Origin of the sequence: Methylobacterium sp. Leaf108 (assembly GCF_001423265.1) — a bacterium.
In the GTDB taxonomy this organism is placed as follows: domain Bacteria; phylum Pseudomonadota; class Alphaproteobacteria; order Rhizobiales; family Beijerinckiaceae; genus Methylobacterium.
In genome coordinates this window covers 1-23,620 of sequence record NZ_LMND01000013.1, presented here as the reverse complement: position 1 = coordinate 23,620, position 23,620 = coordinate 1, and the positions used below count along the sequence as shown (strand labels likewise).

Below are 23,620 nucleotides of genomic sequence, written 5' to 3'. Positions count from 1 at the left end.
GGGGTCACGAACCCGTAGTGGGCGTCCGGCCCCGGCTCGTGGCATCCTGCGTCGGCAGCGTCACCTGCGCCCGCAGGCCGGCCCCGTCGCGGTCCAGGAGCCTGATGGTGCCGCCGTGCGCGCGGATGGCGGAACGCGCGATGGCGAGGCCCAGCCCGGTCCCTCCGGTCTCGGCGCTGCGCGAGTCCTCCAGCCGCGCGAAGGGCGCGAACATCTCCTCGATCCGGTCCGGCGGGATGCCGGGGCCGTCGTCGTCGATGGCGATCAGGATCGCCCCGTCCGAGCGGTCCAGGCCGATCCGGGCGCAGCCGCCGTAGCGCACCGCGTTCTCGACGAGGTTGTCGAGGGCGCGGCGCAGGGCGATCGACCGCCCGTGGAAGGGAATCGTATCGGGCCCGGAGACGGTGACGTCGCGCCCGAGCACCGTGTGCTCGTCGACGAGGGATCGGATCAGGACCGCGAGGTCGAGGGGACCGCTGTCCTGCGCCATCGCATCGTCGCGCGCGAAGGCCAGGGTCGCATCGACCATCCGCCCCATCCGCGCGATCGTCGTGACCATCGCCTCGCGCAAGGCCACGTCCTCGACCATCTCCGCCCGCAGCCACAGCGAGGCGATGGGGGTGCGCAGGTCGTGGCTGATGGCGGCCAGCATCCGGGTCCGGTCGGTGACGAAGGCGCGGGACCGGGCCTGCATCTCGTTGAACGCCGCCGTCATCGTGCGGAGTTCGTCCGGGCCGCGCTCCGGCAAGGGATCGACCGCGATGCCCCGCCCGGCCCGTTCGGCCGCCTGGGCGAGGGCCGTCACCGGCCCGACGACGCCGCGCATGGCGATTGCCACGACGGCGAGTACGGCCACGACGCTCACGGCGGTCTGGAGCAGGCCGATGCGGATCCAGGGCGGCGGATGCAGCGCCAGCGGCGCCTCGCCGTTCAGCCAACGTCCGTCGTCGAGGCGGACGGAGACGCGCAGGGCCTGCGGCCTGGCCGACGCGCGATCCGCCGACGCGTCCGCATCGCGGTCCACCAGCAGCAGCCGGGCCTGGCTCGCACCGTCCCGCACCCGGCGGTCGAGGCGGCGGGCGAACCGGGCCTCGTCCGCATCCATCTCCTCCTCGGCGACGCGGCTGGCGGCGTCGATGGTGAAGCGGTGCCGGGAAGAGCCATAGGCCTCGATGACGCCCGGTACGGCGTCCGCCGGCACCGTATCGAGCAGGCGCACCAGCGTGGCGACGCGGTCGACGACCTGGGTCCGGGCCGCGGCACGGCCGACCAGGGACGATTCCCGCGCGAACAGGGCGAAGGCGACCGCCTGCGCGCCCACCACCGCGATCACCAAGAGAAGCGCCAGCCGCCCGCCGAGGGAGCGCGGCACCAGCGCCGTGGCCGCTCGCTTCACGACACGGTCCTCACGTCGGACGCCAGCACGTAGCCGCCGCCCCAGACCGTCTTGAGGAGTTCGGGATTGGCCGGGTCGCGTTCCAGCTTGCGCCGCAGGCGGCTGACCTGGTTGTCGATGCTGCGGTCGAACCCGTCGGCGGCGCGGCCACGGGTCAGGTCGAGGAGCTGGTCGCGCGAGAGCACGATCCGGGGGTGGCGCGTCAGGGCGGCGATCAAGCGGAACTCCCCGGTGCTGAGGGCCACCGTAGCCCCGGCCTCGTCGACGAGCTGGCGCCGGTCCGTGTCCAACGTCCAGCGGTCGAAGGCGAGCCGGCGCCCGTGGGCCTCGTCGCGGGAGCGGGGGAGCGACCGGGCACGGCGGAGCAGGTTCTTCACGCGGGCCAGCAGCTCGCGCGGGTCGAACGGCTTCGTGACGTAGTCGTCCGCTCCGATCTCGAGGCCGACGATCCGGTCGGTCTGCTCGCCGAGGGCGGTCAGCAGAATCACCGGCGTGTCATGGACCTCGCGGATGTGGCGACAGAGGGAGAGCCCGTCCTCGCCCGGCATCATCACGTCGAGGATGACGAGGTCGATGGCCGCCCCCGACAGCACGGCGCGCGCGGCGCCGGCGTCCGAGGCGACGCTGACGCGCAGGGCGTGCCGCTTCAGATAGGCCGCCAGCGGGTCGCGGATTTCGCGGTGGTCGTCGACCACCAGGACGTGTGCACTGTCCATGTCTCCGGTTTCCATCACGCGGTCCTAGACCACCGCGCGCATCCTTCGGCGGTGAAGTCGTCGCGATTCGTGTCGGCGCGCTCGGGTCTGCGACAGACCGCGACACAATCGCGGGTTCTCGACAAACCTTCGCGACGGCCCCGGAGCATGATCCCCCCATCGGCAAACACCGATCGGAAAAGGGAATGACGATGACAGTCTCGTTCGCATCTTCGACACTGAAACGGCTGCTGCCGGCGGCGGTGCTGGCGGCCGGCCTCGCGGCTCCGCTGGCCATGTCCGCCCCGGCCGAGGCCCGGGACGGCTGCGGCCCCGGCTTCCACCGCGGCGTCTACGGTTGGTGCCGCCCCAACCTCCGGCCGAGGGCCGTGTTTGTCCCCTACGCCTATCGCCCGGCGTTCTACGGCCCTCGCCGGTTCCATGGGGGCGGGCCGCGCTGGCGCCGCTGGGGTGTGGTCCATCGCCCCGTCGGCTGGCACCGCGGGTGGCATCGCCGCTGGTGACGTGACGCGATGACACCGGGGATCGCGGCGAAGGCCGCGATCCCGCCCGATCCTCCGGCAGGGAGCGTTCCTCCATGACAAGACGCTGTTCCATGGCCGACCTCGCCTCGACGACGAGATTGACCGTCTGTCTGTCCCTCGCGGTACTCCTGGCGGCCTCCCCCGCTTCGGCCGCGCCTCCCACGGCGACATCGGCCGCGCCGGGCACGCAAGTCGGCGTCGATCTCGCGACGTTTCTTACACGGCACCGGACGCGCCTGATGAAGGCCGATGCCGATGGCGACGGTCGCATCTCGCAGGCCGAATGGTCCGCCTGGTGGGCGGCACACCCCGGCAAAGGTCCGTCCGATCCCGAACGGCGCTTCCGCCGCATCGACGCGAACGGGGACGGCGCGCTGACGGTCGAGGAGATCGATGCGGTCTTCGCGAAGCGTTTCGCGCGTCTCGACGTCGACCGCGACGGGCGGGTCACCCGCGCCGAACGGCCGTGCCGCGTCGAGTGATCGGGAGGGCAAGGCCTCGGCACTTGCAAGGCCTCGGCATCGGAATGACGGCGGCTCCCGCGGTCATGACGGACGTGCACTCGGAAGATCTGTCTCACCCGGATCGGCACCGGAAAACGGTGCCGATCCGGGGTCGTTCAGGCAGGCCTACTTCGCTCGCTGAGCCGGTGCGGGCTGGTTCGGCGGGGTCGCTCCGCCGGCCGGCTGGTTCGACAGCTGCTGCCGGATGTCGGCCAACTTGGCCTGTGTGGCACTGAGGTCCTGCCGGGCCGTGGCGAGTTGCTCGTCGACGGTGGCCGCCTCCTTGTTGCGCGTCGCCAGGGTCTCGGTGAGCGTCGCCAGCTCGGCCTGGGCGTCGGCCTGGCGCTTCTTGAGGGCCTCCAGGGCCGCGGTTCCGGCGTCCCGGTCGGTGGACAGTTTCTGGAGCGTCTGCTCGAGCTGGTTGCGCTCGGACGTCACTCTGTCCCGCTCGGCCTGGGCCTGGGCGAGGTCCTTGCGGGTGGTAGTGAGCGTGTCGCGCGCCTGCTGCGCCTCCCGGTTGGCCTGCTCGATCTCCGCCGCCAGCTTCTCGCGCTGAACGGTCAGCGTGGCGACGGCCTGCTCCATGTCCGTGCGCTGCTTGGTGGCCTGCTCGGCGGCGGCGCGGGCCTCGGCGAGTTCCTTCTGTGCCGCGGCCGCACCTTCGCGGGCGTTCTGCTGGCGCTCCTCGGCCTTGGCGAGGTCGTTCGTCTTGTTGGACGCTTCCTGTGTCATCGCCGCCAGATCGGTGCGCAGCTTGACCTCCTGCACCCGCACCTCCTCCAGCCTGCGACCGACGTCGGCGAGTTCCTGAGTCCGCTCGACGGCGGAGGCCTCGGCGGCGGTGGCGGCCTCGCGCAGAGGCGCGAGCTTCTGCTCGGCCTGCGCGACCTGCGCCTTCAGGTCGTCCAGGCGCTTCGTCTCGGCATCCGCCGTCTTCTTGGCCTCGGCCGCCTTGGCCTCGGCCGCTTGCTGCTCCTGGCTCAGGGTCGCGAGGCGGGACTTCGCCTGTTCGGCGGCCTGCGTCGCCTGGCGGTCCTGCTGCTCGGCCGTGCCGATCTTCGCCTGCAGCGACGCCAGGGTGCCGGCGGTGGCGATCTGCCGGTCGAGGTCGGATTGAAGGGCGGTCTGCTTGGTCTCGACCTCGCGGATGCGGTTGTCGCGGGCGCTGCGCTGCTTCCCGGCGGCGATGGAGGCGACCACGAGCCAGATCAGCAGCACCGTGGCCACCACGGCGAGACTGAACGGAACGGGTCTGCGAAGTTCGGAGCGATAATCGATGGCCATGATGCTCTCGCGATGTCGGTCAGGGGGTCGATCGAACTTCGGCGGGTGCCGTCGGGGTCGCTGCGGCCGGGCGTCGGAGCGGCCGCAGCGACGGTCTAGCGCAATTCGACCCGGCTGGCGCCCGTCGGCTTCAGGCCGGGTGGCGCCCGTCGGCGGCGTAGCGGTCGATGGCCGAGGGAAGTTCGCGCGAGAGGCGCGACAGGAGGGCGGCGCGGCTCAGGCCGGTCTGCTGCGTCAGGTGATCGAGGGTCTCGGGACCGATCGCCCGCTCCAACTCGGCCTCCGCGATGCTGCGGCCGGGGCCCTGGTTGACCCAGGATTTCGCCGTCTCGGCGTGACCGCTCTTGGTGAAATGATCGACGAGTTCGCTCAGCCCGCTGGCGATCAGCCCACCGACGCCCGCCGTACCGACACCGCCGAGCAGGCCCGCCAATCCGGGAAGCCCGCCTCCCGTGGCGGTAGGCCCGGTGTTCGGAATCGGCTGGACGGGGATCCGTGCCGGCTCGGCGCCGCCATGGCCCTTCAGAAGTTCGGCGATCTTGTCGCGGTTCTGGTAGCCCGCCACGGCCAGAAGGCCGAGAAGCGCGGTCATCGAGGGATAGCCCTTGCTCATGGTCGATCCTGATTGGTGGTGTGGAAAGGCCGGACAGTCACCTGCCCGGTGTGGAGACGTCGACCAGCGGCGGGCTCGGGCCACGCCGCCGGAGCTGGACGAACGCGAAGCAGGCTCGCGTTGGCAGGCCAATGCTTCATCCTGCCTAGGTTTCTGGTGTGGCGCAGATTTTCGACTGAGAACCGGCGACCGTTTTTACGAAACCTGCTTACGGGCACGCGTGGCGGGCGCCGTCGTTGCCGAGGTAGGTCCCGCTCGCTGCGTCGTAGGAGCGGAAGCGGCGGGCACAGGCGGCCACGGCCTCGGGATCGGCCCCACCCCGGACGATCACCGGGGCCGCCTGGGCCTGGGAGTTGGCAATGGCCCCACCGATGATGGCGCCGGCGGCCAGACCGGCGACGCCCGCACCGACGGCGGCACCCACGCCGGGGCCGCGGCGATAGCCGTAACCGCGACCGTAGCCGCGGTGGCCGAACCGGCGGGGGCCGTAACCGCGAGATCCGAAGCGGCGATACTGCACGTACTCGGTGGGAAGGGCGCCCTCGGTGAGGGCCTGGATCGGGCCGGGGCCGATCGGGGAAGCCTGGGCCGGCAGCCCGATGAGGGTGGCGGCGACGGTGGCGGCGAGGGCGAGGGTCAACTTCATCGTGTGTGGGTTCCCATTCTGGAGATGCGAGATCGGGATATTCGAGAGTGATCGGCTGACCGACAGACCGAGCCGGGTCAGGTGACGCCGGCCCGACGTGGCCGCGGCAGGACCGCGAGCGGCGCCCGGTCGGCGGAACGTCAGCAAACGGGACGACCGTCCGACGCTCACGCTAGCGTTTCCACCGGTGGCCGACCCGTCGTGGTTCACGATCAGGGCGGCGGGCCGTCTCGTCCCGGCTGATAGTCCGGGACCGGGGGGATGGCCGCGATCCCTTCAGATCCTGAAGCGAAGCGAGCGCCTGGAATTCAGGGCTTGGGACGGACGAACCAGCCGACCGCGAAGGCGACGGCGGCGAGACCGAACAGGGCGGAGGCCCGGTTGTCGTCGGCGTAGCGCACGGCGCGCTGTCCGTAGGCCGCTCCGCGCTCGCGGGCGTCGTGGGCCAGATGGCGGCCGTCTTCGATCAGGTTGCCGGCACGGTCCCGCACCTCGTGCGCGAGATGACGGCCGTCCTCGGCGAGATCCCCGGCGCGTTCGCGCACACGGCCGTAGGCGTATTGCGCGCCGCCGGCCACCTGGTTGACGGCGCCGCGGACCTGCCGGGCGGGATCGCCGGTGATACCGCCGAGCGCCGTCTGGGCACGGCCCTTCAGGTGGCGCGAGGCGCCATGGAATTGGTCGCGATTCATGCAACTCTCCTCGTGTTCGTTCTCGCTCGCGGCGGGTGGCGGGGGCGCGATCCGCGCTCCCGCCGCCGCGGCGCGGTCAGTGTTTGCCGGTCACCTTGTCGACGACCGATTTCACGCCGTCCTTGGCTTCGCCGACGGTGCGTTGGGCCTCGCCCTTGAGTTCCTGGGCCTTGCCCTCGACGACGAGCTTGTCGTTTCCGGTGACCTTGCCGGCCACCTGCTTGACGTTGCCGGCGGCCTCGTTGGCGAGGCCCTTCAGCTTGTCCGTGGTGCTGCTCATGGCTGTGCTCCTGTGTGAGGGATCAGGGAAAGTCGGCCGGTCTGGACGACCGGCCGAAGCGGTCTGTCAGACGCGGCGGGCGTCGTAGCCGGCGACCAGGGTGGCGGGCTTGGGGGCGCCGAGGCGACCGCCGAAGAAGCCGGCGAGGGCGCCGAGGATGAGCGCGAGCGCGCCGTAGAAGGCACCCTGGCTGGCCGCGCTCCGGGTGGCCTCGGCGGCGGCGACGGCCTTCTGCTTGGCGTCGGCGACGGCGGCCTCGTACTGCTTCTGGTAGGACTGGATCTGGGTCTTGGCCTGATCGACCGGGATACCCTGCGCCTTGGCGAGGGCATCGGCGGCGCGGTTCTCGGCTTCCTGCTTCTTGGCCGGATCACCCGACAGAAGAGCCCGCACCGCGGCGGCGGCGGCGTCACGCAGGGCCTCGGGGTCCTGGCCGGACGCCTGCTGGCGGACCGACTTCTCGATGCCGTCGAGCGGGTTCGAGATCTGGGCGAGGGAGGGGGCAGCGGCCTGGGCTGCGGTCTTCACGGTGCCGCCGACGAGGGAGCCGGCCCCGCCCAGCGTGCTGGTCACGCCCGAGAACGCGCCGCCGATGAGGCCGCCCGCCGCGGAGGTGAGCAGGTACAGCACGACGAGGGTGGTGACCGCCCAGGACACGAGGCCGTGCAGGCCGGCCGCAGCGGTGACGGGCTTGCCCGAGAGCCGGCCGGCGATGAACCCGCCGGCGAGCGCGGCGACGATGCCCGAGACGATGAACCAGACGCCGGCGCCCATCGACAGGGTCGAGGCGGCCGGGTTGTCGGCGGCGTTGGTTCCGACGCTGGACAGGCCGATGCCGACGCCGACCATGTTGAGGACGACCTGGGACACCAGGGCGGTGACGGCACCTGCGAAGATGGCACCCCAGGACACTTCGTTCAGCAGGACGGTGCGGGTGTCGTTCGCCGCGGCGATGGACGTCGATGGCACGATGGGGGATGTGGACACGTGGTGAAACTCCGGGTCGTTGACCGTCCGGGACGGTCGGTCGGGAAGGCGGCTCGCGAGACCTTCGCGCGAGACGCCGACGTGGGGTTGCGGTCGAGACCTCAGTCGCGGCCGTGGATGAGCAGGCCGAGGCCGTAACCGAGGAGGCCGGCCACGAGCAGCGCGGCGATCGGATGTTCGGCGACCTGATGCGTCACCTCGCGACCACCCTGGCGCACGGCGCGGCTGCCGTTCTCGTAGGTGTCCTCGGCGTAGTCGTAGGCTTCGCGGGCACCATGGCGCACGGCGCGCTCGGCCCGGTCGTATTCGGCTTCGGCCTTGCCCTGGACCCGGCGGCCGCGATCCTCGACGTCGTGCGACCCGACGAGGTTGCCGACCGCATCGCGGACCTTGCCGCCGATGTCGCGGGCGGTGTCGGCGACCGTGTCCGCGGCGTCGCGGACGGTGTCCTTGGCCTGACCGTAGAGGTTCTCGGCGGCGCCCTGCGCCTCGCGGGCACGGCCCTCGACCGAGTCGCGCTTCGAACCGGTCAGGTCGCCGACGGCGCCCTGAACCTTGCTGCCGATCTCCTTGGCAGCACCCGTGATACGATCCGTATCGACCATGATGACTCTCCGTTTTGACTGTGGCGTGACATGGGGGTTGTGTTTCGACGGACGGGCGAAGCTACGGCTTCGACGTCGTCTTCGGTTTTGCATCGGCCTTGGCCGAGATCTGCTCGGCCTTGCCTTCGGCTTCGATCTTTCCGTCGCCGATCAGCTTGCCGATCGCTTCCTTCACCGAGCCCTTGAGCTTTTCGGCCGAGCCGGTCGTCTTCGGCTTGCTCACGATCGTCTCCAAACTGCTCGAACGGCTGGCGTCGGTCAGTCAGGTGGCCCGTCGGAGCCATGGATCAATGATACAGATGTACCGGTAGACCGGTTTTTTCAGCTCGAACTCACGGCCGGAAAACCGTTGTTGCGTCCCCAGACGATCGCTTCGGAACGCTTGTGGACATCGAGCTTCCGGTAGAGCGCCGCGGAATGGTTACGGACGGTGTTCCGGGAGAGGGACAGGCGTCGGGCGATGGCCTCGTCGTTCTGCCCCTGGCAGATGAGGTCGAGGATCTGGCGCTCCCGCACGGTGAGGTTGGGGGCGATCCCGTCCTTCCTCTCGTTTCCGGGCTGGCGCAGGTTGGCGAGCTTTTCGATGAGGCCGCGGCTGAACCAGGAGGTGTCGGCCATCACGGCTTCGATCGCCTCGAACAGATCCCGCTCGGTGCGTTTGCGTTCGGTGATGTCCTGCAGGACCATGAGGGCGAAGATCTCGTCTCCGATCTCGACCCTCTCCGCGGACACGAGACAATCGAGGTCTGTGCCGTCCTCGTGGCGCAGGCAGACCTCGAGGCCGAGCACGTAGCCGGTGCGTGTGAGCGCGCTCTCGAAGGTCGATCTCGCCGGCTCGGAGACCCACAGCCCGATCTCGGCGGGCGCGCGCCCGGTGATCCGGTCGGCGCCGTAGCCGAACACCCGGCTGAAGGCGTCGTTGACGCCGGTGATGGTGAAGCCGTCGGCGCGGGCCAGCACGGTCGGCACCGGCGTCAGGCGGAACGCCTTGGCGAACCGCTCCTCGCTCTGGCGCAGGGCGGTCTCGGCTTTGCGCCGCAGTTCGAGGTCGGCGAAGGTAAAGAGCATGCAGGGCTCGTCGCCCAGGTCCATCGGCTGACCGGCCACGATGACGAAGCGGGTGTCGCCGTTGGGCAGGTCGAGGCAGGCTTCCATCTGCGGGATGGTCCCGCCCTCGTTGAGCCGGGAGATCGCCAGATCGCGGCTGCGGGCGCCCGCCAGCACGTCGACCTCGTAGACGCTGCGACCGATGACGGCGTCGCGGGTGTAGCCGGTCATCTCGAGGAAACCGAGATTGACCTTGACGTGGCGCAGGTCCGAAAGCCGACAGATCACCGCCGGGGCGGGGTTGGCGTTGAAGGTGGTCTCGAACCGCTCCTCGGCCTCGAACTGATCCGACACGTCCTTGAGGATGAGGGCGAGGCAGCTCGGATTGCCGTCGCGGTCGGTGGCCACCAGGCTGCGCAGGCAATGGACGAACTCGATGTCCGGCCTGTCGGTGCGGGTGACCTCGACGATGACGTCCTGGAAGCTTTCCCCGGAGACGACACGTTCGATCGGGTACTGGTTGGGGGTGCGGTTGTTGCGGTAGCGCAGCGAGAACCGCGCCCGATACGCATCCACGGTCTGCCCGAGTTCGTCGATGGTCTCGACCCCGTGCATCGCGAGGGCGGCCGCATTGGCGTAGGCGATGGTCTGATCGGGCTCCACCAGGATCACGCCTTCGCTGAGACCCGCGATGATCTGCCGGAGTTCATGCCTGTCGACGCCCGTCGTCACCGCGCACCACCCTCCGAGGTCGCCCGTCGCGACCTGGGTTGCAACAGGTGCGTGCGTCCCCGGGTTCCAAGGGCGTCGCGGAAAGGTTGGTACAGCCACACCATCGATGTGACCGTGATCGATCAGAATACGTGAGGGATCCCGCCGTGTCCCGCGTGCGGGCGATCACCGAAAGTGAGAATGGAAACGATGGGTTTCGATCGTTTCTGTTTCGGGCCTGCCGGGCCTGCCGCACAGTGTCGTCGTCGCAGGTACGCTGCGCCTCACGGACCGGAGATCACGATGACCAAGCCCTACACGCGCCTCGACCTGGACCAGGCGGTGGTCCTCCTGGTGGACCACCAGGCCGGGCTGCTCTCCCTGGTGCGGGATATCGATCCGGACCGCTTCAAGAACAACGTCCTCGCCGTGGCGGACCTCGCCGCCTACTTCGCGCTGCCCACCATCCTGACCACGAGTTTCGAGGACGGACCAAACGGCCCGATCATGCCCGAGCTCAAGGCGAAGTTCCCGAACGCACCGTTCATCGCGAGGCCCGGCCAGATCAACGCCTGGGACAATCCGGACTTCGTCGCGGCGATCCGGGCGACCGGCCGTAGGCAGCTCGTGATCGCGGGCGTGGTCACGGAGGTCTGCGTCGCCTTCCCGGCCCTGTCGGCCATCGCGGAGGGGTTCGAGGTCTTCGCCGTCACCGACGCCTCGGGCACCTTCAACGACGTGGTGCGCGACGCCGCCTGGAACCGGATGTCGGCGGCCGGCGTGCAGCTGATGACCTGGTTCGGCGTCGCCTGCGAACTGCATCGCGACTGGCGGCGAGACGTCGAAGGGCTCGCGACCCTGCTGTCGGACCACATTCCCGACTACCGCAACCTGATGACCAGCCACAGCGCGCTGAAGGGCGCGACACCGCAGGCAGCGACGGCGTCTTGAACCGAGGGCGCCCGGCCCCGGCCGTCAGGACGTCGGCAGGCCGACGTCGGCCACGGGGCGGATGCGCGGGGCCACGCGCCAGCGGTCGAGTTCGCGGTCGATGGCGTCCTGCGTGGCGCTCATGAAGCCGGCCGAGGACAGGCCGGGCGCCAGGGCATCGAGGTAGCGCACGATGACCTTGCCCGGCCGCTTGGCGCCCCCGCTCGGCCAGTACAGGCCCGAGTTCACCGCCACCGGCAGAACCGGCAGGCCGAGCCTCGCGTAGAGCAGTTCGACGCCGCGCTTGAACTGGACCGGCTCACCGATCTCGCCGCGGGTTCCTTCGGGGAACATCAGCACCGAGCGGCCCTGCGCGATCGCCTCGCGGCTCTGATCGATCATGGTGCGCAGGGCCTGCGAGCCGTTCGCCCGGTCGATGATGATCATCGGCGAGCGCTTCAGGAACCAGCCGACTACCGGGATCGCCACGAGTTCGCGCTTGGCGACGATGGCCACGTCCGGGATCAGCACGAGGAACGCCAGCGTCTCCCAGGCCGATTGGTGGTTGGCGACGATCAGGCAGGGTTCGGACGGGATGTGCTCGCGCCCCTCCTCGACATAGGTCAGCCCGACGATGCGGCGCAGGCCGTACAGGATGCCGCGGGCCCACAGCCGCGTGGCGGCCCGGATCGGCCGCTCGGGCGACCCGCACAGGGCGAGCACCACGAGGGGCACCAGGAAGAGCGCCGTCCAGGCGGCCCAGTACAAGTTGAACGTCACGGAGCGAAGGCGCGGCACGGCAGGAGCGTCCTCTGGGGTTGCGAAGGGCTGAGGCTGGGACCGAGGGCGCAATCAGGCCGTCGGCGAGGCCGCTTTCACAGCGACGATCGACGCGATCCGGTCTATCGGTGACATCCGCCTCATCGATACCGCATACCACGAGCCAGAGCCGTTGCGCCTCACCGTCTCAACCTGGAACATCAATTCCGTTCGCCTGCGTATCGATCAGGTGCTGCGCTTCCTAGCCGAGACGCAGCCGGATGTCCTCTGCTTGCAGGAAACCAAGTGTCCCGACGACGCCTTTCCGCTGAAGGCCCTGCGCGGCTCGGGCTACGAGCACGTCGTCTTCGCGGGCCAGAAGGGCTACAACGGCGTCGCCATCCTCTCGCGGTTTCCGCTTTTGTCCCGTGACGTGATGGGCTTTTGCGAACGGGCCGATGCCCGCCACCTCTCGGCCGTGCTCGGGCCGGAAGCGGGACGCGCGGCGGGGCTCGCGATCCACGACTTCTACGTCCCGGCCGGCGGCGACATCCCCGACGCGGGCCTCAATCCGAAGTTCGCGCACAAGCTCGCCTTCCTCGACGACCTGCGCGCCTGGGGAGCCCGGCGACCGACCGGCCCGGCGATCCTGGTGGGCGATCTCAACGTGGCGCCGCTGGAACACGACGTCTGGTCGCACAAGCGGCTCCTCGACGTCGTCAGCCACACCCCCATCGAGACCGAGCGCCTGGAAACCCTGCGCGGCGAGGCCGGGTGGATCGACACCGCCCGGTTGCTGAGGCCCGAGCCCGAGAAGATCTACACGTGGTGGAGCTACCGCTCGCCCGATTGGGCGGCGGCCGACAAGGGACGGCGCCTCGACCACGCCTGGGTCTCGCCCGACCTCGCCGGGTGCGTGCGCGCGGTGACCGTGACGCGTGAAACACGCGGTTGGGACCGGCCGTCCGATCACGTACCGGTGACCCTGACCCTCGACCTCTGACGCGGTTTCCGTTCGATTCGAGGGGGAACCGTATCACGAAGCCCGCGCGGCCCATGAGCGAAGGTGGAATCCGCGTCGTGAGGCCTTCGAATGGCGGTCGCATCGGCGGTCCGTGCACCGTTCGTCGCATCCCTGCGGCGATTGTCCCTTGCCAAATCCACGCACGGATCGGTAATGATACGGTCCCCTTCCCGGTGCCGTGCGGTTCGATCCGCGGCCCGCGGGCGCGTCCTGGTCTTTTTGGCCTCGTCGCCTTCGCAGTCGGTCCACCGCGTTCGTTCCCTCGGCGTCTTCAAGACCGGGCAGGTGTCGGTAGAGGTGGCGATCCTTTCGCGGTCGCCGCACCGTTCTTGAAATCACCGGCCGGCGGCTAGCCCGGTCGCATGTCTTCGCGAGGTCAGGGAGAGGATGGTCGGACGCACAGCACCGGTTGCCGTTGCTCGTGTTTCAAGCGCCCGCATCGTGCGTGGCGCCGGTTCGCCGTCTGCCCTGGCCAGGATCAACCCCACGCGCGCCGCCCACAGGCGCCCAGCGGCGGTTGGCGACAATCCCTCATCCCTGGCCCCCACCACCCGATCGATCGGGTCGGCGCGAGCGTTCCCCGTCGAGGCTTTCCGCTTCGGACCGGTCGGCGCTCCACCGGGACCGCCCGGTCACAGGAGAACGGCGTCGGCCGCCATGTCGAAAGATCGTCATGGCCAACAACAAGATGCTCATCGATGCGATGCACCCGGAGGAGACCCGGGTCGTCACGGTCCACGGCTCTAGGGTCGAGGAATTCGACTTCGAAGCCGCCAACCGGCGCCAGCTGCGCGGCAACATCTACCTCGCCAAGGTGACGCGGGTCGAGCCCTCGCTGCAGGCCGCCTTCATCGAGTACGGCGGCAATCGCCACGGCTTCCTCGCGTTCAGCGAGATCCACCCCGACTACTACCAGATCCCCCTGGCCGACAGGCAGGCGCTGCTCGAGGACGAGGCTCGCGATGCCGAGGAGCACCGCGAGCGCGAGGAACGCAAGCCGCGCCGCCGCACCCGCGGCCGCCGCTCGGAGGCCAAGTCCGCCAAGACCGCAGAGACGGTGACCGCCGAGGACGAGGCCGGCCCCGTCGACGTCGGCTCGCCGTCGTTCGAGACCGCCATCGCCGCCGAAGCCGACGGCGTCGAGGTCCAGGCGGTCGATGCAGCGGATTCCGCGATTCCGCCGCTGGCCGACGAGCAGGCCGCGCAGGCGGGTGACACCGGGGCCGACGAAGCCGACGTCGTCGCGGCGCCGCCCCCCGCGAGCGCGTCGGACGCCGCCGACGAAGAGACCCAGCCGGCAGGCGAGACCTCCGTCGAGCCCGTTGCCGCCGCCGGCCCGATGCCCGCCGCTGAGGGCGAGACCACCGCTACCGGAGGCGGCGACCACGCCGAGCCGACGACCGACGAAAACTCCGACGAAGATTCCGACGAGGACGATGACGACGACTCCGAGGACGACGAGGAGGATGGCGACGACGACGAAGACGGCGACGACGAGGAGGATGGCGAAGAGGACGGCGAAGAGGACGGCGAAGACGCCGAGCCGAAGATCGCCCAGGTCGGCGGCGACGCGCTTGCCGAGATTCCCGAGCGTCCCCGCACTTATCGCCGTCACTACAAGATCCAGGAGGTGATCAAGCGCCGTCAGATCATCCTGGTGCAGGTCGTCAAGGAAGAGCGCGGCACCAAGGGCGCGGCGCTCACCACCTACCTGTCGCTGGCCGGCCGCTACTCCGTTCTGATGCCCAACACCGGCCGCGGTGGCGGAATCTCGCGCAAGATCACATCGGCCGCCGACCGCAAGCGCCTCAAGGAGGTCGCCCAGGACCTGGAGGTGCCGGACGGCATGGGCGTGATCCTGCGCACCGCCGGCGCATCGCGCACCAAGCCCGAGATCAAGCGCGACTTCGAATACCTGATGCGCCTGTGGGAGAGCGTGCGCGAGCTGACGCTGTCGTCCTCGGCCCCGGCCCTGGTCTACGAGGAGGGTTCGCTGATCAAGCGCGCCATCCGCGACCTCTACAACAAGGACCTCGACGAGGTACTGGTGGCGGGCGACGAGGCCTACCGCGAGGCCCGCGACTTCATGCGGATGCTGATGCCAGGCCAGTCCAAGGTCGTGCAGCCCTACCGCGACGCAACGCCGATCTTCGCCCGCTACGGCGTCGAGCAGCAGCTCGACGCGATGTTCTCGACCCACGTGACCCTGAAGTCCGGCGGCTACCTCGTCATCAACCCGACGGAGGCCCTGGTCTCCATCGACGTGAACTCGGGCCGCTCCACCCGCGAGCACGACATCGAGGACACGGCGCTGCGCACCAACCTGGAGGCGGCCGAGGAGGTCGCCCGCCAGCTGCGCCTGCGCGATCTCGCCGGGCTCGTCGTCATCGACTTCATCGACATGGAGGAGAAGCGCAACAACCGCGCCGTCGAGAAGAAGCTCAACGAGTGCCTCAAAGACGACCGCGCCCGTATCCAGGTCGGCCGCATCTCGCCGTTCGGGCTCCTGGAGATGAGTCGCCAGCGCATCCGCACCGGCATGCTGGAAAGCTCGTCGCTTCCCTGCATCCATTGCGGAGGCTCCGGCTACGTGCGTGCCACCGCGTCGGTGGCCCTGCAGATCCTGCGCTCCATCGAGGAATCGCTCCTCAAGAGCACCAGCCACAACCTCGTGCTGCGCACCCGCACCGAAGTCGCGCTGTACATCCTCAACCAGAAGCGGGCTCACCTGCGTGAGCTCGAGGTCCGCTTCGGCGTCTCCGTGACCATCGCCGCCGACGAGCGCCTGGCCGCCACCTCGGCGTTCCAGCTCGACCGCGGCGAGCCGGCGGTGAGGACGGAAGGACCGGTGACGGGCATCCGCGCCACTGCCGTGATGCCGGAGCTCGAAGAGGACGAGGAGGAGTTCGAGCCCGAGGCCGAAGAGGCCGAGGGCATCGAGGCCGCCTCGGAATCGGCCGATGCGCCCGCATCGCGCGGCGACGGCGAGGAGACCGCCGAAGGTCGCAGCCGCCGTCGCCGGCGGCGGCGTCGGCGCGGCGGTCGTCACGAGACCGGCGAGCAGGAAGCCGGCGACCAGGACGCCGGCGAGAACGAGACGGCCGGCGACGACGAGCATCAGGCCGGTTCGGAGTCCGATGAGGATGCCGAAGGCGCCGACGCGGCCGTCGCAGAGCCCAGGGCCGAATCGGCCGCGGCGGGCGAGGCCAGCGAAGACGAGGGTGCGGGTCGCCGTCGGCGCCGCGGACGTCGCGGCGGTCGTGGTCGCGAGCGCGGTGAAGGTCGCGAGCGCGGGGCTTCGGTCGGCGAGGCCGATGGTGCGGGGTCGGAGGGCGCCGGATCGGATGAGGACGCCCACCCGTCCGAGGAGATCGCGACGGTCCTGCAGGCCGAGCAGCCCGTGTCCGCCGATATCGTGGAAGCGGTGAGCGCGCCCGGCGAGGGCCCGGACACCGGCGAGACGACGCCTCCTCCCGTGGAGACGGTGGCGATCGACCTACCGATCTCCGTCGCGCCTGAACCGGTCTCGCCGACAGAGGCCCCTGCCTCATCGGCGAAGAGCGAGGACACCGTGCAGGAGCCTGCGAAGTTCGAGCCGCGGCCGGAGCCGGTCGCCGTCGTGCTGACGCCTGCCGATCCCGATCGTCCCAAGCGGGCCGGCTGGTGGTCCCGCACTAAGGCCGCGCTAACGGGCGAATAGGCCCCACGGACAATCGTCGAACGAAGAACGGCGGAGGCGCGACAAGCGCCTCCGCCGTTCTGTTTTCCAGGGGTGAGCGTCGTAATCCGCCGGCCGTCGCCCGACCCGCGGTCAGTAGCCCAGCGCACTGCCGTCCTTGCGCGGGTCCGAACCGGCCACCAGGGTCCCGTCCTCGCCGATCCAGATGATCTGCCCGCCGCCGATGGCCTGGGGCGCACGGACCGTCCTGTGGCCGCGGGCCTCCAGGGCGGCCGGGAGATCGGGCGAGAACCCCACTTCCAACTCGAGCTCGCCGCCGTAGGCGAAGCTGCGCGGGGCATCGAGGGCCTCCTGCACGTCGAGGCCGCGGTCGATGATGCCGGTGAGCAACTGGACGTGGCCCATGGCCTGGTAGTGGCCGCCCATGACGCCGAACGGCGCCACCGTGCGCCCCTCCTTCATCAGCATGCCGGGGATGATGGTGTGCATCGGCCGCTTGTTCGGGGCGATCGTATTGGGGTGGCCCGGCTCGACCCGGAAGGAGAGTCCGCGGTTGTGCAGGAGCACGCCGCTCTCCGGCCCCATGATGCCGGTGCCGAAGCCCTGGAACAGCGAGTTGATGAAGGAAATCGCGTTGCCGTCCTTGTCGACGATGCAGAGGTAGATCGTGTCCTTGTGCTGTCGCTCAGCCTCCACCTCCGGCCAGATCACCGGCGGCGTGGCACGGGCCATGTCCACGGCGCCCCTGGCGCTCGCAAGCCAGGCGTCCGAGAGCAGGTGCTCGACCGGCACCGCGTTCAGCACCGGGTCCGAGAACAGCGCGTCACGATGGTGATAGGCCTGTTTGCAGGCCTCAGCGTAAAGATGAACGCGGTCGAGTTCGCCCATGCCGCCGATGTCGTAGTGCGTGAGCACGTTCAACATCATCAGGGCAGCCAGTCCCTGACCGTTGGGCGGGCATTCGTAGACGTCGTAGCCGCGATAGCGGGTGGTGATCGGCGTCACGTACTCGGGAGCGGCGGCCGCGTAATCCTCGAGCGTGTGCAGGCCGCCGAGGCTCTGCAGCTTGGCGACGAGATCCTGCGCCACCGGCCCCTCGTAGAATCCCTTGGCACCGTGCTCGGCGATGCGCCGCAGGGTGGCGGCGAGCTTGGGGAGCTTGACGATCGTCCCCGCCTCGGGCGCCTGGCCGCCGACGAGGTAGCTCGCCGCCGCATCCACATCCTGCGCCACCCGCGTCGCCGACCGCTCCCAATCCCAGGCAACGCGGGGCTGGACCGGAAAACCGCCCTCGGCATAGGCGATGGCCGGCTGGAGCACATAGCCGAGGCTACGCGTACCGTGGTCGCGCAGCAGCGTCTCCCAGGCGGCGATGGCGCCGGGCACTGTGACCGCGTGCGGCGAGGTCGGCTCGATGGTGATGCCCCGTTCGAGGTACCAGGCGTCCCTGGCGGCAGCTGGCGACCGGCCCGACCCGTTGAGGGCGACCGGCTTTCCGGCGCCCTTGGGCGTGTAGAGCGCGAAGCAATCCCCGCCGATGCCCGACATCAGCGGATCGACCACGCATTGCACGGCGCAGGCCGTGATGGCCGCATCGACCGCGTTGCCACCGCTGCGCAGGGCCTCGATCGCCGCCAGGGTCGCGAGGGGATGCGACGTCGCCACCGCCGCATTGGCGGCATAGACGGGCGAGCGGCCGGGCAGGGAGAAGTCTCTCACGGGATGGCTCCTGGATTCTTTCAACGGTTGGGCTCGGCGGAGCCGGGCATCGTCGGGCAGAGGTTGTCGGGTCGGCGCAGGACCCGTGAGGGATGTCCCTTCGGGCGCTTCCGTGGGGATCACCGTCGGCGGCAGCATAGGGATACCCCCGGTGTCGTCCACCGGCCGCGTCGCCCGCAAATCTCCGGCCACGACGGACCGTACGTCCGCTTAATTGCGGATCGGCCCGCGTCCCGCGCCGGCGTGGCAGTCCGACCCGCCAGCGCGTGAAAAGAACGGGCAATTTGGGCTCAGGGACGCCCGAGCAGGCGATCGAACAGCTTCCTCACTTCGCTGCGCTCCGCGGCGAGCTGTGCCGTCAGGCTGCGGGCGTCCGGCGCGCCCATCGCCTTGGCGAGCCGCGCCAGGGTCACCGTCGAGGTACTGGTCGGATCGCCCTGCACCATCAGGCGCTGCCACTGATGCACGGCCTCGAACAGGCGGTGGGCGGCGGACAGTCTCGCGGCGGATTCTTCCGGCACCAGCCCCACCTCGGCGGCATGCGCGAAGAGATCCGGTCCGTGGAGCCCGATCAGGCCGGGATGTGCCCGGGCGTGGCCCAACACAAGGGCCTGGCCGAGGAAATCGAGGTCGAGAAGCCCACCCGGACTCAGCTTGAGGTCGAGGGCGCCGCGCGACGGCTTCTCCTTCTCCACCAGCGCGCGCATGGCGCGGACGGCGGCATTCACGGCCGCCGGCTGGCGCGGACGCAGGAGCGTCGCGCGGATCGCGGCCTCGATCTCGGCTCCGAGCCCGGCGTCGCCGGCGATGAGACGGGCGCGGGTCAGCGCCATGTGCTCCCATAGCTCGGCTTCGTCGGCCTGATAGGCGAGGAAGCTGCGCCATTGCGTGGCGATGGCACCCTGGCCGCCGCCGGGCCTCAGGCGCAGGTCGACCTCGTAGAGGCCGCCGCGCCGGGTCGGAACGGTGAGGCTCGCCACCAGTCGCTGGGTCAACCGGTTGTAGGCGACCGCGGCATCCAGCGGCCGTGGACCGGAGCTACGCCGGTCGTCCGGGTCGAAGTCGTAGACGACCATCAGGTCGAGATCGGATTCCGCCGTGAGCTGGTGCGAACCGAGCCGGCCAAGGCCGATCACCGCGAAGCGACCACCTGGAACCGGTCCGTGCTCCGCCTCGAACAGGGCCGAGACGGCGGCCAGACTCCGGCCGACCACGACATCGGCGATTGCCGCATAGGAACGTCCGGCCATCTCGGGCGACAGGATCCCGCAGATCAGCCGTGCGCCTGTGGCGAACCGCATCTGCCGGGCCGCGTCGCGGCTGCGGTCGAGGAAATCCTCGTGGTCGGCCGGCCGGCCGAGAAGGTCGCGGAACTGCCGATCGATGTCGGCGGGATCGTCGCTGGGCGCCACGAAAGCCGGATCGATCACGCCATCGAGCACATGCGGACTGAAGGCGACGGTCTCGGCCAGTCGCGGCGCCGATCCGAGCAGGTCGGCAAAGAGCTGGCGCAGGCGATCGTTGGAACGCAGGATGGTGAGGAGTTCGAGGGCCGCCGGCATCCGGGCGAAGGCCCTGTCGAGGGTATCGAGGGCGGCATCGGGCTGAGCGGTGCTGCCGATCGCCTGCATCAGGGCCGGCACGAGTTCGGTCAGCACCTCGCGGGCCCGGGCCGTGCGGACTGCGGGCCGACGCCCGAAATGCCAGCCGCGCACGGTCTCGGTCGCACGCTCGGGCTCGCGGAACCCGAGTTTCCGAAGGGTGGCGAGGGTGGCGGGGTCGTCGTCCGTCCCGCTGAACACGAGGCTGCCGCCCGCCGCCGAAAGATCCGGTTCGGCCTCGAACAACAGCGCGTAATGCGCCTGGACGCGGCGGGCGTGATGGAGCAGCGCCGCCTCGAACGCCCGCTTGGTGGGAAAGCCGGCGAATTTCGCGAAGGCCGTGAGTTCCTTCGGGTCGGTCGGCAGGCGCTGGGTCTGCTCGTCGCGCAGCATCTGCAGGCGATGCTCGATGGTGCGCAAGAAGACGTAGGCCGCCGTCAATTCGTCCCGCGCCGTGGCGTCGATCCAGCCCTCCTCGGTGAGGCCGGCCAGCATCCCGACGGTGGTGCGGCCGCGCAAGGTCGGCCTACGGCCGCCGAACACGAGCTGCTGCGTCTGCACGAAGAACTCGATTTCCCGGATGCCGCCGCGCCCGAGCTTGATGTCGTGACCGGCCACCGCGATGGTGTCGTGGCCGCGCACCGCGTGGATCTGGCGTTTCATCGCATGGACGTCGGCGATGGACGCGAAATCGAAGTACTTGCGCCAGACGAACGGCGTCAGGCCCGCCAGGAACCGTTCGCCTGCAGCGATGTCCCCGGCGATGGCGCGGGCCTTGATGAAGGCGGCCCTTTCCCAGTTCTGGCCGACGGTCTCGTAATAGACATAGGCCGAGTCCAGCGAGAGCGCGGTCGGCGTCGAGCCGGGATCGGGCCTGAGCCGGTAATCGACCCGGTGCACGTAGCCGTCTCCGGTGCGCTCCTGCAACAGCTTGGCGATCCCCTGCGCCAGCTTGATGAAGAAGGGTGCGGGTTCGATCCCGGCCTTGAGGGGCGCCGTCTCGGGATCGAAGAACACGATCAGGTCGATATCGCTCGAATAGTTGAGTTCCCGCGCCCCGTGCTTACCCAGGCCGAGGATGACGAGGCCGGACCCGGCCTGCGGATCGGTGGGATCCCGCGGCAGGAACCGGCCGGCCGCCGTGGCCTCGAACAACAGCGCCTCGGCGGCGGCGGCCACCGAGGCATCGGCGAAATCCGACAGCGCCGCGGTGACCGTCTCCAGCGTCCAGAGGCCACCGATATCGGCGAGCGCTACGAGGAGGGCGTGCTCGATGCGGGTTCTGCGCAAGCGGCGCGCGACTTCGTCGAGGGAGACATTCCCGCCTCCGGCAGCCCGCCGCTGCCTCTCGCAGAGTTCGCGTCCAACGACGTCCGGCGACCGGTCGCAGAGGGCCACGAGACGGGCGGGGTCCCGCAGGACCGCCTGCCACAGGAACGGCGAATGATCGGCGAGCCCAAGGAGCAGGGCACGCAGGGGCGGCGTCAACAGATCGGGCGGCAGGCCGGGCTCGATCTCGGCCAAGCGCGCTGCCGCCGCTCGCGCATCGCTCAACGGCGGCGCGGCCACGATCCCGTCACGCAACGTCCCCTCGCCCGTCATGCCCCCTCCCCGTCCTGCGCCAGGGGAAGGGTTATCACGACGCGAAGGCCGGGCGCATTGTCCTGCAGTGCGACGGCGCCCTCGTGCAGGCGAACCACGGCCCCGACGAGGCTGAGGCCGAGGCCGAACCCTGGGCGCGACCGCGCGTCCTCCAGGCGCACGAACCGGTCGAACACACGCTCGCGCGCCTCCTCCGGGATACCCGGCCCCGTGTCGGCCACGACGAGGCGGATGGCCCCGGTGTCCCGGGTCACGGCGATGCGTATCGTACCCGGAACATCGTCGGGAGCATATTTCAGGGCGTTGTCGAGGAGGTTGGCCAACGCCTGCCCGATGAGCTCTCGGTTGCCCCGCAGCATCAGGTCCGGTTCGGCCTCGACCTGGAGGTCGAGGCCCCGGTCGGCGGCGACGGCCTCGTAGAGATCGGCCAGTTCGCGAACCGCGGCAGACAGGTCGAAGGCGGTCATCGCCTTGCGGATGCTGCCGGCTTCCAGGCGGGCGATCATCAGCAGTGCGTCGAAGACCCGAATGAGGCCGTCGCTCTCCTCGATCACCCCCTCCATCGCCTCCCGCAACGCCTCGGGTGTCCGCGCGGTGCGCAGCGCATCGTCGGCCCGGTTGCGCAGGCGTGTCAGGGGCGTCTTGAGGTCGTGGGCGATGTTATCGGACACCTCGCGCAGGCCCTGCATCAGAGCGCCCATGCGCGCCAACATGGCGTTGAGATTCTCGGCGAGGCGGTCGAGCTCGTCCCCGTTGCCGGCGACGCCGAGCCGGCCGTCGAGATCGCCGGCCATGATCCGGCGGGCGTTCTCGGTCATGTCGTCGACGCGCTTGAGAACCCGGCTCGCCACGAACCAGCCGCCGGCCACGCCCAGCACCACCACGAGGGCGAGGGAGGAGGCGAAGGTCCGACCGATCACCCCGCGCAGACGGTCGCGCTCGACCACGTCACGCCCGACGAGAAGGCGAAAACCGCCCGGCAGCGTGAAGACGCGCATGATCGCCTCGTGGTCGAGGCTGTCCGATTCACCACGGCGGGAATAGGAGCCCTCGGTCTGGCCGGGCTGGGACAGAAGCCCCGGCGACAGGGAGCCGACGTTTCCCACGATGTGCTCGCCGGCCGGCGTGGTCACGAGGTAGAGCGAGGCCCCCGGCTCGCCCGCCCGTCGTTCCACCGTGGCGATGAGACGGCGCAAGCCACCGGCGCCGTACTGCTCGGCCAACCCGTTGATCTCGGCATCGAGGGTGGACACGATCTGGTCGTCGAGGACGCGGGCCGCGTTCCAGGCGACGTAGCCGAGGGCCAAAAAGGCGACGGTGGCGAAGATCGCCAGGTACGCGAAGGACAGCTTGAACGCGGTCGTCCGAAACAGCTTGCCGAGGCCGCGGGGAAACCTCAACCGTGGAAGCCTCAACCGCGGCAGCCTCATGATGCCCCCGCCGCATCCGTGCCCGCGTCACGCATGACATAACCGGTGCCGCGGATGGTATGGAGGAGCGGTCGCTCGAAATCCTTGTCGATCTTGGCACGCAGGCGCGAGATATGGACGTCGATCACGTTGGTCTGCGGATCGAAGTGATAGTCCCAGACGTGTTCGAGCAGCATGGTGCGGGTCACCACCTGCCCGGCATGCTGCATCAGGTACTCCAACAACCGGAACTCGCGAGGCTGCAGGGCGATGTCGCGCCCGGCGCGAGCGACGCGGTGCGACAGCCGGTCGAGTTCAAGATCGCCGATCCGGTAAGCCGTGGCGACGGCCGCGCCAGGGCCGGACGTCCGCCGCCGCGCCAGGACTTCGACCCGGGCGAGCAGTTCTGAGAAGGCATAGGGCTTGGGCAGGTAGTCGTCGCCACCCGCGCGCAGCCCCTTCACCCGGTCGTCGACCTGCCCGAGGGCGGAGAGGATCAGGATCGGCGTGGTGACGGCCTGCTCTCGGAGAGCGCGGATGAGGGACAGCCCATCGAGCTTGGGCAGCATCCGGTCGACGACGAGGACGTCGTAGTCCCCACCCTGCGCCAGCGCATAGCCGTCGAGACCGTCCGCGGCGCCATCGGCGACATGGCCGGCCTCGCGAAACGCCTTGGCGAGATAGGCCAGTGCCTCGGGGTCGTCTTCGATCAGGAGAAGGCGCATCGCGTGCCTATAGCGTCGGCACGCCAACGCAGAAAGGGCCACCTCCGTGAGGAGATGGCCCTTTTGCGTGTGATCGTTTTGTATGAGGGCGTGTTTTGTTCTGTGCAGGTCTGGCGGCGACCGACTCTCCCGTGTCTTGAGACACAGTACCATGGGCGCTGGTGCGTT

Annotated in this window: 21 protein-coding genes; 5 read left to right on the top strand and 16 right to left on the bottom strand. The window is 69.8% G+C overall.

The features are described 5' to 3' along the window. Nucleotides 1-4: 4 nt before the first annotated feature. The gene (locus tag ASF39_RS10690) at nucleotides 5-1,396 is read right to left on the bottom strand and encodes an ATP-binding protein (RefSeq protein WP_056283647.1); all 1,392 of its coding nucleotides are present in this window, start codon (nucleotides 1,394-1,396) and stop codon (nucleotides 5-7) included. After that, complete coding sequence (locus tag ASF39_RS10685; protein ID WP_056283678.1) at nucleotides 1,393-2,112, bottom strand: response regulator; 720 nt, start codon at nucleotides 2,110-2,112, stop codon at nucleotides 1,393-1,395. Before ASF39_RS10685 ends, ASF39_RS10690 begins: the two co-directional genes overlap by 4 nt. Nucleotides 2,113-2,303: 191 nt before the next feature. Here ASF39_RS10685 and ASF39_RS10680 point away from each other — a divergent pair, with 191 nt between their 5' ends. Both ASF39_RS10680 and ASF39_RS20420 read left to right on the top strand, forming a co-directional pair. After that, nucleotides 2,304-2,615 (top strand): hypothetical protein, encoded by a 312-nt coding sequence (locus ASF39_RS10680; protein ID WP_056283675.1) that lies wholly within the window; start codon nucleotides 2,304-2,306, stop codon nucleotides 2,613-2,615. 92 nt (nucleotides 2,616-2,707) lie between these two features. Continuing rightward, the gene (locus ASF39_RS20420; RefSeq protein WP_162240587.1) at nucleotides 2,708-3,118 is read left to right on the top strand and encodes an EF-hand domain-containing protein; all 411 of its coding nucleotides are present in this window, start codon (nucleotides 2,708-2,710) and stop codon (nucleotides 3,116-3,118) included. A gap of 147 nt (nucleotides 3,119-3,265) precedes the next feature. Here the strand turns inward: ASF39_RS20420 and ASF39_RS10670 are convergent, their stop codons facing one another. From ASF39_RS10670 to ASF39_RS10635, 9 genes are all read right to left on the bottom strand, one after another. After that, nucleotides 3,266-4,423: a chromosome partitioning protein ParA gene (locus ASF39_RS10670; RefSeq protein ID WP_244472363.1), complete on the bottom strand. Its 1,158-nt coding sequence runs from the start codon at nucleotides 4,421-4,423 to the stop codon at nucleotides 3,266-3,268. 130 nt (nucleotides 4,424-4,553) lie between these two features. After that, the gene (locus ASF39_RS10665; protein WP_056283642.1) at nucleotides 4,554-5,036 is read right to left on the bottom strand and encodes a YidB family protein; all 483 of its coding nucleotides are present in this window, start codon (nucleotides 5,034-5,036) and stop codon (nucleotides 4,554-4,556) included. A gap of 208 nt (nucleotides 5,037-5,244) precedes the next feature. Continuing rightward, nucleotides 5,245-5,682, bottom strand: a complete 438-nt coding sequence (locus ASF39_RS10660) for a BA14K family protein (protein ID WP_055884845.1) — start codon at nucleotides 5,680-5,682, stop codon at nucleotides 5,245-5,247. A 308-nt stretch (nucleotides 5,683-5,990) separates the two neighbouring features. Then, nucleotides 5,991-6,374, bottom strand: coding sequence for a CsbD family protein (locus ASF39_RS10655; protein WP_056283639.1), 384 nt, complete (start codon nucleotides 6,372-6,374; stop codon nucleotides 5,991-5,993). A 76-nt stretch (nucleotides 6,375-6,450) separates the two neighbouring features. After that, on the bottom strand, nucleotides 6,451-6,654 hold the full coding sequence (locus ASF39_RS10650) for a CsbD family protein (RefSeq protein ID WP_056283636.1): 204 nt from the start codon (nucleotides 6,652-6,654) through the stop codon (nucleotides 6,451-6,453). Nucleotides 6,655-6,720: 66 nt separating this feature from the next. After that, on the bottom strand, nucleotides 6,721-7,626 hold the full coding sequence (locus tag ASF39_RS10645) for a PhnA-like protein (protein WP_156399240.1): 906 nt from the start codon (nucleotides 7,624-7,626) through the stop codon (nucleotides 6,721-6,723). Between the two features lie 116 nt (nucleotides 7,627-7,742). Next, the gene (locus tag ASF39_RS10640; RefSeq protein ID WP_056283630.1) at nucleotides 7,743-8,246 is read right to left on the bottom strand and encodes a CsbD family protein; all 504 of its coding nucleotides are present in this window, start codon (nucleotides 8,244-8,246) and stop codon (nucleotides 7,743-7,745) included. A gap of 61 nt (nucleotides 8,247-8,307) precedes the next feature. Beyond that, complete coding sequence (locus tag ASF39_RS20415) at nucleotides 8,308-8,481, bottom strand: CsbD family protein (RefSeq protein WP_244472362.1); 174 nt, start codon at nucleotides 8,479-8,481, stop codon at nucleotides 8,308-8,310. 86 nt (nucleotides 8,482-8,567) lie between these two features. Further along, complete coding sequence (locus ASF39_RS10635; protein WP_056283628.1) at nucleotides 8,568-10,025, bottom strand: PAS domain S-box protein; 1,458 nt, start codon at nucleotides 10,023-10,025, stop codon at nucleotides 8,568-8,570. 282 nt (nucleotides 10,026-10,307) lie between these two features. On the opposite strand from ASF39_RS10635, the gene ycaC reads away from it, so the two are divergent. Further along, entirely contained in the window at nucleotides 10,308-10,955 is a 648-nt protein-coding gene (gene ycaC / locus ASF39_RS10630) for an isochorismate family cysteine hydrolase YcaC (RefSeq protein ID WP_056283624.1), read from the top strand. Between the two features lie 24 nt (nucleotides 10,956-10,979). Here the strand turns inward: ycaC and ASF39_RS10625 are convergent, their stop codons facing one another. Next, on the bottom strand, nucleotides 10,980-11,732 hold the full coding sequence (locus ASF39_RS10625; protein ID WP_055884865.1) for a lysophospholipid acyltransferase family protein: 753 nt from the start codon (nucleotides 11,730-11,732) through the stop codon (nucleotides 10,980-10,982). 154 nt (nucleotides 11,733-11,886) lie between these two features. Here ASF39_RS10625 and ASF39_RS10620 point away from each other — a divergent pair, with 154 nt between their 5' ends. Together ASF39_RS10620 and ASF39_RS10615 are read left to right on the top strand one after the other, a co-directional pair. Then, entirely contained in the window at nucleotides 11,887-12,696 is an 810-nt protein-coding gene (locus ASF39_RS10620; RefSeq protein ID WP_055884868.1) for an exodeoxyribonuclease III, read from the top strand. 694 nt (nucleotides 12,697-13,390) lie between these two features. Next, nucleotides 13,391-16,417 (top strand): Rne/Rng family ribonuclease, encoded by a 3,027-nt coding sequence (locus tag ASF39_RS10615; protein WP_056283621.1) that lies wholly within the window; start codon nucleotides 13,391-13,393, stop codon nucleotides 16,415-16,417. Between the two features lie 111 nt (nucleotides 16,418-16,528). Here ASF39_RS10615 and ggt read toward each other — a convergent pair whose 3' ends face one another. From ggt to ASF39_RS10595, 4 genes are all read right to left on the bottom strand, one after another. Further along, nucleotides 16,529-18,115, bottom strand: coding sequence for a gamma-glutamyltransferase (gene ggt / locus ASF39_RS10610; RefSeq protein ID WP_056283619.1), 1,587 nt, complete (start codon nucleotides 18,113-18,115; stop codon nucleotides 16,529-16,531). Nucleotides 18,116-18,405: 290 nt separating this feature from the next. Next, nucleotides 18,406-21,318: a bifunctional [glutamine synthetase] adenylyltransferase/[glutamine synthetase]-adenylyl-L-tyrosine phosphorylase gene (locus ASF39_RS10605; RefSeq protein ID WP_056283616.1), complete on the bottom strand. Its 2,913-nt coding sequence runs from the start codon at nucleotides 21,316-21,318 to the stop codon at nucleotides 18,406-18,408. Beyond that, nucleotides 21,315-22,718, bottom strand: a complete 1,404-nt coding sequence (locus ASF39_RS10600) for an ATP-binding protein (RefSeq protein ID WP_244472361.1) — start codon at nucleotides 22,716-22,718, stop codon at nucleotides 21,315-21,317. The genes ASF39_RS10605 and ASF39_RS10600 overlap by 4 nt, the downstream gene beginning before the upstream one ends. Before the next feature lie 26 nt (nucleotides 22,719-22,744). Next, nucleotides 22,745-23,452 carry a response regulator transcription factor gene (locus ASF39_RS10595; RefSeq protein WP_056283611.1) on the bottom strand — a complete coding sequence of 236 codons (708 nt, stop codon included), beginning with the start codon at nucleotides 23,450-23,452 and terminating at the stop codon, nucleotides 22,745-22,747. Nucleotides 23,453-23,620 lie beyond the last annotated feature (168 nt).

What these genes read in the sequence shown, in the direction of transcription:
- ASF39_RS10680 (WP_056283675.1), top strand. Translation starts at nt 2,304, where the DNA reads ATGACAGTCTCGTTCGCATCTTCGACACTGAAACGGCTGCTGCCGGCG.
- ASF39_RS10655 (WP_056283639.1), bottom strand. Translation starts at nt 6,374, where the DNA reads ATGAATCGCGACCAATTCCATGGCGCCTCGCGCCACCTGAAGGGCCGT.
- ycaC (WP_056283624.1), top strand. Translation starts at nt 10,308, where the DNA reads ATGACCAAGCCCTACACGCGCCTCGACCTGGACCAGGCGGTGGTCCTC.
- ASF39_RS10605 (WP_056283616.1), bottom strand. Translation starts at nt 21,318, where the DNA reads ATGACGGGCGAGGGGACGTTGCGTGACGGGATCGTGGCCGCGCCGCCG.
- ASF39_RS10650 (WP_056283636.1), bottom strand. Translation starts at nt 6,654, where the DNA reads ATGAGCAGCACCACGGACAAGCTGAAGGGCCTCGCCAACGAGGCCGCC.
- ASF39_RS10660 (WP_055884845.1), bottom strand. Translation starts at nt 5,682, where the DNA reads ATGAAGTTGACCCTCGCCCTCGCCGCCACCGTCGCCGCCACCCTCATC.
- ASF39_RS20420 (WP_162240587.1), top strand. Translation starts at nt 2,708, where the DNA reads ATGGCCGACCTCGCCTCGACGACGAGATTGACCGTCTGTCTGTCCCTC.
- ASF39_RS10615 (WP_056283621.1), top strand. Translation starts at nt 13,391, where the DNA reads ATGGCCAACAACAAGATGCTCATCGATGCGATGCACCCGGAGGAGACC.
- ASF39_RS10640 (WP_056283630.1), bottom strand. Translation starts at nt 8,246, where the DNA reads ATGGTCGATACGGATCGTATCACGGGTGCTGCCAAGGAGATCGGCAGC.
- ASF39_RS10665 (WP_056283642.1), bottom strand. Translation starts at nt 5,036, where the DNA reads ATGAGCAAGGGCTATCCCTCGATGACCGCGCTTCTCGGCCTTCTGGCC.
- ASF39_RS10670 (WP_244472363.1), bottom strand. Translation starts at nt 4,423, where the DNA reads ATGGCCATCGATTATCGCTCCGAACTTCGCAGACCCGTTCCGTTCAGT.
- ASF39_RS10595 (WP_056283611.1), bottom strand. Translation starts at nt 23,452, where the DNA reads ATGCGCCTTCTCCTGATCGAAGACGACCCCGAGGCACTGGCCTATCTC.
- ASF39_RS10685 (WP_056283678.1), bottom strand. Translation starts at nt 2,112, where the DNA reads ATGGACAGTGCACACGTCCTGGTGGTCGACGACCACCGCGAAATCCGC.